This is a genomic window from Deltaproteobacteria bacterium (assembly GCA_019309045.1).
GTDB lineage: Bacteria > Desulfobacterota > Syntrophobacteria > BM002 > BM002 > JAFDGZ01.
The window spans coordinates 1-11,373 of the sequence record JAFDGZ010000087.1 but is presented as its reverse complement, the minus strand read 5'-3'; the positions used below and the strand labels follow the sequence as shown (position 1 = coordinate 11,373).

Here is an 11,373-nt window from a genome sequence, read left to right as displayed (position 1 = left end):
AGCGTCCGTGAAGCTGCGGAGGTAATCGACGCATTTGCCGGTGAGCAACTCCTCCTGCCTGACATAGCCTGATACAAGGCCGTCTTTTCTGAGACCGACAATTTCCAGATCGTTGTCGGCCATGAACTGTTTGACTTCAGCAGCACTTCTGTCGGCGTCAAAAGAGACAAGGGCTTCAGCAATATCCAGTACCGTGAACCCTTCAGTGAAGAGTCTCTTCATGCGATTCTGCAGGAATCTGGTTTTCATTGATTTCCTCTCATGTCTTGGTGTTTCGACCGAGATAGTTTATGTACCAGCTTCCCTGAGGTGGCTGAATCATAGCCATTGTCATCCTTGCTGGCGTTCTGAAGTTGGCTCGAACCTGCCACGTGTCATTAAGATATACTTCAGACACCATCCGGAAGTGGTGCGGTAGGATTGTCCGCTGAAGGAGCTCATTTTCCCGATCTCGCTAGGCCGATTGGTTAAATAACCTCCGTTCTTGGGGTGAATGCCGGCAAGTAGTACCCAAATAACATACTTCAGTTCACGTAGCAACCTCTATAGAGTACTCTATTCTGCCATTGAATGGTCTTTGCAGGTGGAAAATAATTATTCATCGCAAGAAATAATCTTCTTGCAGGAGCGGCAGCCGAAGTTTCATGACCTGGACTTGTCGTTTGCCGCATTTTTTGTTTTATCTGATGAAGGCGTAGGTTTGTGCTGCACACTAGAAGACGTCCATCGAGATCAAGATTGGCATGCTGTTGCTGCAAATCGCAAAAACTCTTGTCATGAAAGGGCGCCTCGTATATGTCTGTCAAGTTTTTATCTTGCTATCTTGTTTGAGAATGCATAATATACAGGCAGTTTTCCAGATCTATAGATTCAGGTAGCCAGGAATATGCAAGTAAACCTACTCACTTTCTCCGGCAATGACACCCGTATATTTTGCATACAGAGTCTAAGGGCTGCTCTCGCGGTGAGGCGCAACTTTTTCCGCAGCAGGTGTATAATCTTCGGCAGAAGGCTGATGTTTACAGTCAAGTTCCTTTTCAAGATTATTTTGGCCCGCGGCCGATCAGAAGATGGCTGTATGTTCTGCGCTTAGGCTCAGTATGAACAGCCGCACCAGCACATCATTATGATAGGAGAAAATACTACACTAAAGCGCCCCTGTGATGAGCTGAACTCAAGTGTGCTTCACCTTCAGATGCATTCAAGTTCAGAGGCAAGTTTCTCTGCCCACGAGCAGCCTAGAGAATTTACAGAATGAAACAAGGAAATTTTCTCAGGCAGGAGGGTCCCATTTATGTCAGGTAGACTTGTTTCACGAAGAGCGTCATTTTCTATGATTTTCGTGTTCATTATCTTATTTGCCAGCATGGAGATATCCACAGGACAAACTGACGCCTTTGGAAAAGTTCCCGTGCACATAGGGCCAGACACGGAATATGCAGGCAACCTTTATCTGGCAGAATTGGATATTGAGAACCCAACCGACTTGAACGTACGGCTCTCCTTCAGCCGGACTTACAACAGCCGGAGCCAAAGGACTGGGTTCTTTGGCAGTGGTTGGATCTGTGATCCACTGGATATAAGGATAGACAAGGAAAAAAATGGAAAAGTAGTTCTGGTAGCTGGAGACGGTCAAGAACATATTTATACAAGTGAGAACGGCACTGACTTCTTCCCACAACCCAAACCAGCCATGACAGGATACAAATTGTTAAAATCGGCTGAAGGAATTTACTGGCTTCTGCTCAGAAATGGAGAGCAATGGCAGTTCAACACACACGGCTATCTCGTCGCCAAGAGAGATGCAGTGGGCAATGAACTGTTCATAAAAAGAGCGACTGATGGGATTACTCCCATCTATATCGAGGGTCCGCTGGGAAAGAAGATCCACTTTCGTGTCAGAAACAAGAGGATTGAGGTGGCGGAGGGGCCTGGTGGTCTCCAGTGCACCTACGCATACGATCATAATGGCAATCTAAGTCGCAGGGTTAATTCAATCGGGCATGAAATGGTTTATGACTACTACAGAGACGGACATTTGAAGTCCTATCAAGTGATCGGTGGCTGTTTGCAGAAATTTGCTTATGTAAACGGTCTATTGGCAAAACGGAGCATAGAGGGCGGGCCTTCATATTCATACCGATACATTCTTCTTGGCAGTGACAAATATGGTGATTATCGGCAGGAGGTAGCAGATGAATTCGGACAAATTGTGAGGAAAGTCGAAGTTCGCCGATCTGGCAGAGAGCGCATAGTATTCGATGCCCAGGGCAATCGAACCATCCTCCACTTTGATAAATCGTGGCGGCTGGTACGTCGAAAGGCACCAATAGGCAAAGAAGAAAGATGGAATTTCAGCCCTGATGGTATGCTTGCATCGTATGAGGATGTGCTAGGGAACCGGACAACGTATCACTGGAGCAGTGATGGTCGTATACTGACTGTCACTGGTCCAAGAGGCTCTACAATTGTCTACAAATATGAGCTGCTGTCGGGACTGCTCGAGAGCGTGACAGATCAGTGGGGGATCCTGACTGAATTCAAGCGGGATGCCCGGGGAAGGATTACTGAAGTTATCTATGATAATAATCTGATACTAAAACAAGAATATAATAATGAGGACGGTTATGTCGAACTGATTGAAGATGTAACAGGCAGCTGGATATATGAACGAGATGTCGTGAACAGAACAACAAAAATTGTCGATGAAGAAGGCGGTGTTACAACACTGCAAACTGATATTTTGGGCCGTCCTGTAGTAATGGCTGACGGTGAGGGGAGAATCATCAGATGGTCTTATGACAAATACGGAAGACTTGCAGCAATAATAAATGGCGCAGCGGAGCGGCTGGAATTTGATTTCGACAAGACGGGGGCATTGAGGACTTTGATTGATGCTGACGGCAACAAGTATAGATTTAAATATTACAAAGGCATGATTGCGGAACTGATATTTCCGGATGGCACATCCGAAAGGACTGAAATCGATCGTTCTAAAAGAATTGTTGAGAAAAAAGACCGTCAGGGTCAGACCGTGAAATTCGAAAGGGACAAACTGGGAAGGATTGTGCTTCAAGATTTTGAAGATGGGCAGAGCAGGTGGGAATACAATCAATGGGGACAACTTGTCAACGTCTGCAATGAATATACTGCTTATCAGGTGAAGTACAACCGATTCGGAGATACTGAAGAGATCAAAGACAAAAAAGGTAGAACCATACGTTACCGCTATAACAACAAGGGCCAGAGAACGGAGATGATCGATCCTGAAGGCAAACGCACCAGCTACGAGTATGACAGGAGAGGCTTTCTGACGAGAATAACAGGCCCTGGTGGAGAAACCTACTCTTTTGAACATGACATAATAGGTCGTCTCCTAAAAAAGAAATATCCAAACGGAATTACAGCGACCTTCTCATATGACCGGAGAGGACTGCTTTCCAGGATTGTTGTTGTGGACAGCCAGGGAAAAGCAGTTTATTTTCTCCAGTTGACGCGCGACCTCTCAGGGAAAATCACCCAAGCACGCGACAATGAAGGAGCCTGGAGGTACGAATATGATCTTGGAGGAAGACTCGTCCAAGTAGATGGTCCAAATGATTATAAGGAATTATTTATATATGATAATGCAGGGAACAGGATTTCACACCATCTAAACAGAAGGAAGAAATTTTCTGAATATGGCTCCCTGAATGAACTTCTAAATGATGGAACTCTTGAATATTGCTACAATAAAAACGGCCAGCTAGAAAGTCGCTCTGATGGAACGACATATGAGTACAACCCATTAGGTCAATTAATAAGAGTCAAGACTGCTGCAGGCAAAGTTGTCAGGTACTTGTATGATCCCTTTGGACGATTGGCAGGAAGAGAGGTTGATGGCAATCTAACCGAGTACTTTTACGACAAAGAAGATGTGATTGCTGAATATAATAAAGGAAAAGCGGTTCCTGATCTACGGTATGTCCATGGCCCCGACATAGACGAGCCGCTCTCTTTTTGGATGGATGGCAAACTGAATATATATATTCTTGGAGTGAACAATGATGTAAAAAGAATATATGATTCCAATGAAAACATTGTTCAGAATTATGTAATGAATCCTTTCGGTCAGAACCTCCGCGAGGTTTCCATCGGCAGCAACGCATACATTTTCAATGCCCGCCGCTGGGATGCTGATACCGGATTGTACTATTTTCGAGCCCGCTTTTTCGACCCGCGAATAGGACGTTTTATCAGTCCAGACCCGATTCGTTTCAGGGGAGGATGGAACCTGTATGCTTACGCCAATAACGATCCGGTAAACCACACAGACCGTTTCGGACTATGGGGATTTACTGCCAGCACTGGGGGGCCCATTTCTGGTATACCAGTTGGCCCGGTAGTTGGCCTTAATTATCAATACTTTGGTGAAAACGATCCCCGAAATGGTTTGTATGGTTTCGGGGGTTTCGGAGGCTTTATTGGGGGTGGGCCCAGCGCAGGAGTCAGTATTAGTCAGTCTAGGAATATATCAGATGATCCTTATCTCTCCTGGGAGGGCGGCTTCACCAGCGTTGGCGCTTCCCTGGGCAGATGGGGAGGCGGGGTCTTCTGGAGTGGCCGTCACCCCTTCAATCCGGAGAGGGGGTGGGTGGGAGTCTCAGGTGCTTATGGGCATCCGCTGCCGACGCCTCGAGTCTCCCAAAGTAACTGGGGCTTGGGCGCCCAACAGACATACTATGTACAGGTGTATCGGCCGAATCCCAATGTCATTGTGAAGCGCAAGACACTACACCCCTTGAATCCTGTAAGCAAAGTTGGTGATCCGCCACTCGAGTTTACTTTCAAGCTGGCAGTTGTGAGTCCGCAAGATCCTGGTACTCTCAAGGAAGATGACCTCACGAGGATTGCCAAGTGGTACTGGATTGACTGGGGTAAGAGGCCGCATAAGTGGCACCCGTGCGACAATGCCAGTACTTGCTACAGGAACACGTTCAAATGCTCCAAGAAAGGTGAATATGGGATACGTGCGAATTATTTCAGTCTGTATGTAAGAGACCCGCAAGAGAACAATCTGCATGGGGCCTCTGCTGCCACAGACATAATTTGCTTAGAAAAGGATCAAGAGCCCCCAGCGGCTACTGATAGCCCTAAGGACAGGGTCTTTTTCAGCCAAGCCGTCTACCGTGTCAAGGAGAGTGCCGGGACCGCCACTATCGAGGTCATACGTTTCGGCGAAGGCAAGGGCAAAATATCGGTGCAGTATCTGACTGAGGACTTGACGGCCAAGGCAGGAGACCATTCGGGAGACGGTGATTATGATCGATCATGGGGGATTCTAACCTGGGAGAAAGGAGACTTTGGGCCGCAAAAATTTTACGTATTTATCAACGATGATGACCTGAAAGAAGACGACGAAATCGTCCGCCTCAAACTGCTGGACCCTGATGGCAATGTAGAACTGGGAGACCGCAGTGAGGCTATCTTGGTCATAGAAGACGACGACGATCACGGCACTCTGGGGTTTGCCAAAGCCGTATACAGGGTGGCAGAGGATGCGGGCTCCATAGATATCGAGGTTGTACGCACAGGAGGTACTGCAGGTATTGTTGCTGTCGCATATGAAACTATGGATGACAGCGGCAAAGCGGGTATAGACTACATTTCTAGGTCAAGTACCCTGACCTGGCAGGACGGAAAACGTCATGCGGACAAACCTGTTTTCACAGTGACCATCCTGGATAATGACGTTGAGGACGGAAATCGAATCGTTCGTCTCAGACTTCGAAATGCAACTGGTGGGGCCAAACTGGGGCGCGACGAGGCGATTCTGATTATCGAAGACAATGATATCAGGGATCAAACAACTGAGGAGCCCGAGGGACCTGCAGAACGAGAATCCTCTCCGGTCGAGAGAGTTAGAAAGTGCAGGTATCTCGAAATAACGCCTCACAAGACTGTGGCTAGGACCAGCATACCCGATACGATTACTTTTACTGCCATAGCCGTATTTGACGATGGGAGTCAACTGGACGTCACTCTTGACCCACGGACAACTTGGAAGCCCGGACCAAACAACACTTTTACACCTCAGCGAGAGCAATTATTCACCGAGAGCGTCAGAATCGAGGCTGTTTGGGAGGGATGCAGGGGAACGGCCGAGATCACTGCCCTGACCGGGCCTGTAAGCAGGGCGGATCAGGTCGACAGGGAGGCTCCTCAGCCACCTGCTGATGCCTACAAATGGTATGCCTTCTGTAACAAGAGTACGGGGGAGGTTACCTATGGTAAGGATCCTGTCTCCTCGAAACACATTATTATGAGCGGACCTTTCCCGGGTCCACGGACAGTGAGGCAGTGGATTGAGCAGAACTGTCCCAACTGGCGCTGCACGAACGAAGGACTCTGTGCCCGCGAACCGACTGTGGCTCCGCCCGGCACAGGAGGGTGGTACGTGCTCTGTAACAAACGAACTGGAGCTGTCACTATTGGCAAGAGACCTGACCCCGTTAAACACGAGGTGATGGCCGGCCCTTTTCTGGGCGAACCAGATGGACGAAGTTGGATAAACGCCAATTGCCCCAACTGGCGATGCAGCAGTACAGGAATCTGTGCCAGAACACCTGGACAAGGTGGAGAATGGTATGTGTTGTGTAGCAAGGCGCACGGGACTGTCCATCTTGGAAAGAATCCTGACCGCACCAGATTTTGGCTCATGGCAGGACCATTTGTCAGTGAGCCTGACACGAGGAGCTGGGTTGATGGCAACTGCCCAAGCTGGCGATGCGACAGGGATGGACAGTGTTTCACAAACGTGGCAGCAGAAGCTCCAGAGGGACGGCCGCTCGAGGCTCCGACGGACGTGATTGCCATGTTTGAAGAACGAGAGCAGCGCCGAAGCCAGGAGGTGACCAGCAGATACGGTGCTGGCTCAGTTGATGGTGCAGGCGGCGGCAGATACACCTACGAGCAGATGATGGAGAATCTGGAGCGATCTCGAGACCAGATGGAGCAACGATCGCATGATAGAGAAAGTAGGCGGAGCTCGCATGATGACAGAAGAGGCGAGAAGCCGCCTCACAGGAGTGGCGGAGAAAAGCCGCCAACCACAGGAAGCGGTGATTCAAAAGACCTTCATTATTTCCTTGTGGAGGTGGTCGTGGAAACAGAAAGCAAGGACGAACGGTGTATTGAAACCGTCCGCTTCCAGGAGCAGGCTGCATCCCGTGAACAAGTGAAGAAGCGTGCTAAAAAGACCTTCCACCCTAGGGGGGGGAAGATAAAGAGAATTGTCTCTATCAAGGTGGACGGACCCTATGAGCGGAAGCCGTCCATTACGCCGCCGCCACCAGCCAGGTGTACTGACAAGAAAACAACTCGTGCAGGTGGAAACGGTGGCGCAGACACTACGGCCACTCCCCAAAAGGGATGGTATATATTGGCGAAGGAACATCTATATACAAAGGCTTCTTGCAAGAGGTGGAAGTGGGTCCACTACGAAGTTGCTCTGCTTGCTCGTTCGGAGGTGAAGTCTCACTGCGAAAAAATACGAAAACGTCTTTTCAACACGTTTCGATTCGAGAATGAGTCGATCAGGGTTTACGTGCACGAAGGACCACTTTCGAAAATGCCCACACAGCTTCCCAGAGTCCAGGCAAGCTGCGTGGAGAAGTGACAGTTTATCTAGCTGCGGCCTTATTATGAAAGGATTAAAACAATCATGGAGAAGAAAGTGTTGGTCGGTGAGCTGCTCATCGCCTTGCTTGCTGTGCTTCTATTGGCTCGCTGCGCCGGAATGAGGCACACCGATAGGCAGGCAGTACCTGGAGACTACAATGTGAGTGTGGCTGAAAGCGTCAAGACCGCCGCCCAGGCCATGCAGAGGCTCGGGTTCTGGATCACGAAGCAGAACGAGGCTGCTGGCTACCTGTATGGGGAAAAGGTCGAAACGCGATGGGGGGCCAAAGGAACTTATTATCTTCAGGTACATATTGGCCGCAGCCCTGGCGGACCTATCGAAGTAAGTGCTACCAGTATTGCGGGTTCTGACATTGCCTATACGGACGAACTGCCAGGGATTGTCAATGACTTTTACACGGCTTTCAATGACATATTGACTGCAAAGTATATGGATTTGCCCAGGGAAAAGCCGGTTGTTAAATTTGAAGAACACGCCAACCCACGGGCATCTTCCCTTGCAGCTCCAGAAAAAAAGCAAGTTGCTCAGCCACGACAATCTCCCGCATCTGCCGGGGAGCCATCCACAGTAGAGTATGAACTGTGAGAGAAAAACTGGAGTTTCTGGCTTATGTTGCTACCGAAGCAAACAAGACATTTCCTCTTTTGCGGATGGGTTTTAGTGCTCCTTTTGACATCCGGAGTGCCATGCCTTGCTGCCCAGTGGGGGATGAAAGTAAGAGATTGGACCGCTGGTTCAGGTGTCGAGATAGTCAGTGTGGTGCCGGATTCACCTGCTGCCAGAGGCGGCATAAAGTCAGGAGACATCATTCTGGAGGCAGATGGTTGTCGTATTACCAGTGCAGTGGATCTAATCGAGATGCTGAGGGATATGGAAGCTGAAAGATCTCTGATGCTTAAAGTCTCCAGAGGGGGGTGGCTGAAGGAGATAAAGCTCACGGACCGCCAGGCGCCAGCGAAAAAGTGGCTTGGTCTGAAGGTTGTAGATCAACCACCATATGAGGAACCCGGACATGGTGCTAGGATTACAGCGGTAACCCGGGGTGGTCCTGCAGACAAGGCCGGACTAAGAATCGGAGATGTCATCACCTACAGCAAGGGCCACAAAATATGGCGTGCCAAGGACTTTGTCCCCCTTGTCAGATCGCTTCCATCGGGCGAAGTACTGTCGCTGACTGTGGTTCGCCAAGGTTGGGAAAGGGATATCGTGGTCACCCCTGGTGCCAGACCGCAGACAAGAAAGGAAGAGTTCGCTTCGGTCAAGGACTCAGCCTCCGAAAAAGCAGAACAGGACCCCTGCGCTCAGGGCTGGCTTGGGGCAGATATTGAGAATATGTCTGATTACGGAGGCATTGAGATAAAAAGGTTGCAGGCTGACTCAGCTGCACAACAGGCGGGATTTGAGGTTGGTGATATCATCAAGGTTGTCGATGGCGTTAAAATGCATGACAGCAAGGCGCTCATGGAGTTTTTCAAAAAAACCAGGCCTGGCCAGGAACTGAGTTTCGTAATGGAACGCCACGGAAGGCCGCAAACCGTTGTGGCGATAATGGGGAGAGTTCCAGAGGATGTATGCCTGCATATGCGTATTAACCAAGCCCTGGTAGACAAAGATTTATCTAGAGCAAAGTCTCTGGCTGCAACGCTGACAAAAAACTTTCCGTATACTGCTGACGGACACTCAGTCCTTGGCTTTATTCTGAAGGAAGAGGGAAATCTGGATGCTGCAAAAAGAAGCTTGAAAAGAGCGATCGAGCTTGCACCGAAGATTTCAGCCTATAAATCGAATCTTGGGACGATTTATCTCACGGAAAATGACTTTATAGAAGCCGAAAGATATTTCAGACTTGCCCTTGAGGATGATCCAAATGACCAAATTACCTGGGGCAACATGGGAGACCTCTACAGGAAACAAAATAGGTTATCAGAGGCGACAGAAGCCTACCACAAGGCTATTGAACTAGGTCCACCTCAAGCATGGATGTTGCACGCCCTTGCACTCTGTTTGCGGAAGCAGGGCAGGCAGTCCGAAGCCAAAGCCAGCCTTGACAGGGCCATTGAACTTGCCCCTGATTATCCCCCTTCTTATTTCACACTGGGAGACATTTATCTTGATGTCAAGAAGTGGCAAGAAGCCGGAAAATATTATGAAAAAGGTCTTGAACTCAACCCAGAAGTACAGCTTGCCTGGACACATCTGGGCAAGACCTATCAAAACAGGTATATGTTTTCAGAGGCAGTTGCTGCTTACCGTAAGGCCCTTGATGTGGGTCCACCGAATCTGGAAATTTTGATCAATTTAGGCATTGTTCTTAGATTGCTGCAGAATTATTCCCGAGCGAGAGAAAGTTGTGAAAAAGCGCTTGAAATTGATCCTGACAATACGAGTGCCCATATTGTCCTTGGAGACATATACTTTGACCAGAGAGACTGGCTGAAAGCAGGGAAATACTACCGTCTTGCAGCTAAACGGGAGCCCCAACTCGTCCCAGTATGGATGAGATTGGGAGACATCCATAGTCAAAAGAAGAGTTATTCAAAGGCGATTGAGGCCTATGAAGAGGCTCTCGAGGTAGCCACCCCTGATCAGCGGCTTGCTTTTGGCGGTAGGATCTATTACGGATTGGGATGGAGTTTTTTTCAGAAAGGAAAATATGCCGAAGCTGAAAGATTTCTTAGAGAATCGTTGAAATTCAGCCCCGACAATCCAGACGCCCTGATCACCCTTGGGACTGCCATTGCCAAGCAAAAAAGGATGGCCGAAGCACAGAAATTCTGGCAAAAGGCGGCAGAACTGGACCCCGGTGGGGAAACAGGCCAGGCTGCTAGGCAGAATTTGGCCAAGGCTGGTTTCGCCGACGCTTTGAAGGGCATATCAGTTCCAATTGCCGGCCGGCCGGATGGCCTCAAGGCCACTGTTGTGGTCGGAGATTTCCGGGTGAAGGCCGCTACTGCCGGTCAGGTCATTGGAGACGGCTTGCGGGAAATGCTCCTGACCGGTCTTCACAACAGCGGCTATTTCATCGTCCTGGAACGTATCGATATTTCAGGACTGGCAGCAGAGCAGGCCCTATCCAGATCTGCCATGGCAAAGAGAGGTACCGCTATCTCTACAGGGCAGATGGATGTGGCCAGTATCATGGTCTATGGCGCAGTAACTGAATTTGAATCCGAAGCTCAGGGAACCGCAATGTGGATGAGTATACCCGACGTTCCTTTTGCGATGGGAGCTTCCCAAAATGAGGCCCATATGGCTATTGATATCAGGGTAGTGGATGTGGCCACAGGAAGGTTGCTATCGGCTCAACATATTCCAGGGAGCGCAAGATCAGTGCAGGGTACTTTCGGAACGAATGTCCCAATCAGTAATTTTGACATGCCAGTGAGCTTCAGTATGTTCAGAAACACCCCCATGGAACAGGCCATCAGGAACTGCATTCAAAAGGCCATCTATTATGTCGTAAACAATATTCCGGAAAGCTATTTTAGAGAAAAATAACGAAAGAGAGACCTGAGATGCTTTACTGCAAGTTCTACGTCAGACCTCCGTCCTGCGCCGATCTTTGAGAAAAGGCAAGCTCTGTCTGACTTCCGCCACGATTGAAGGGTCTATATCAGCTATGAGGAGAATTTCCTTCTCACCCCCGTGCGCCACGATTTGTCCCAGAGGATCAATGATTGCCGAACCACCAG

Annotated in this window: 5 protein-coding genes; 3 read left to right on the top strand and 2 right to left on the bottom strand. The window is 49.1% G+C overall.

All coding sequences use genetic code 11. From position 1 onward, the window contains the following. Positions 1-249: bifunctional (p)ppGpp synthetase/guanosine-3',5'-bis(diphosphate) 3'-pyrophosphohydrolase (locus tag JRI89_14600; GenBank protein ID MBW2072468.1), on the bottom strand; the 249-nt coding region annotated here is incomplete at its 3' end. A 1,045-nt stretch (positions 250-1,294) separates the two neighbouring features. Between JRI89_14600 and JRI89_14595 the strand changes: the two genes are divergently transcribed. The 3 genes from JRI89_14595 to JRI89_14585 all read left to right on the top strand — a co-directional run bounded on the left by JRI89_14595 (position 1,295) and on the right by JRI89_14585 (position 11,179). Continuing rightward, entirely contained in the window at positions 1,295-7,657 is a 6,363-nt protein-coding gene (locus JRI89_14595; GenBank protein ID MBW2072467.1) for a hypothetical protein, read from the top strand. Positions 7,658-7,702: 45 nt separating this feature from the next. Beyond that, a complete protein-coding gene (locus JRI89_14590) occupies positions 7,703-8,266 on the top strand; it encodes a hypothetical protein (GenBank protein ID MBW2072466.1) in 564 nt (187 codons plus the stop codon). Positions 8,267-8,389: 123 nt separating this feature from the next. Further along, complete coding sequence (locus tag JRI89_14585; GenBank protein MBW2072465.1) at positions 8,390-11,179, top strand: tetratricopeptide repeat protein; 2,790 nt, start codon at positions 8,390-8,392, stop codon at positions 11,177-11,179. A gap of 39 nt (positions 11,180-11,218) precedes the next feature. Here JRI89_14585 and JRI89_14580 read toward each other — a convergent pair. Beyond that, positions 11,219-11,373, bottom strand: a 155-nt coding sequence (locus JRI89_14580; protein MBW2072464.1) for a hypothetical protein, incomplete at its 5' end; no start/stop codon positions are given.

What these genes read in the sequence shown, in the direction of transcription:
- JRI89_14595 (MBW2072467.1), top strand. Translation starts at nt 1,295, where the DNA reads ATGTCAGGTAGACTTGTTTCACGAAGAGCGTCATTTTCTATGATTTTC.
- JRI89_14590 (MBW2072466.1), top strand. Translation starts at nt 7,703, where the DNA reads ATGGAGAAGAAAGTGTTGGTCGGTGAGCTGCTCATCGCCTTGCTTGCT.
- JRI89_14585 (MBW2072465.1), top strand. Translation starts at nt 8,390, where the DNA reads ATGAAAGTAAGAGATTGGACCGCTGGTTCAGGTGTCGAGATAGTCAGT.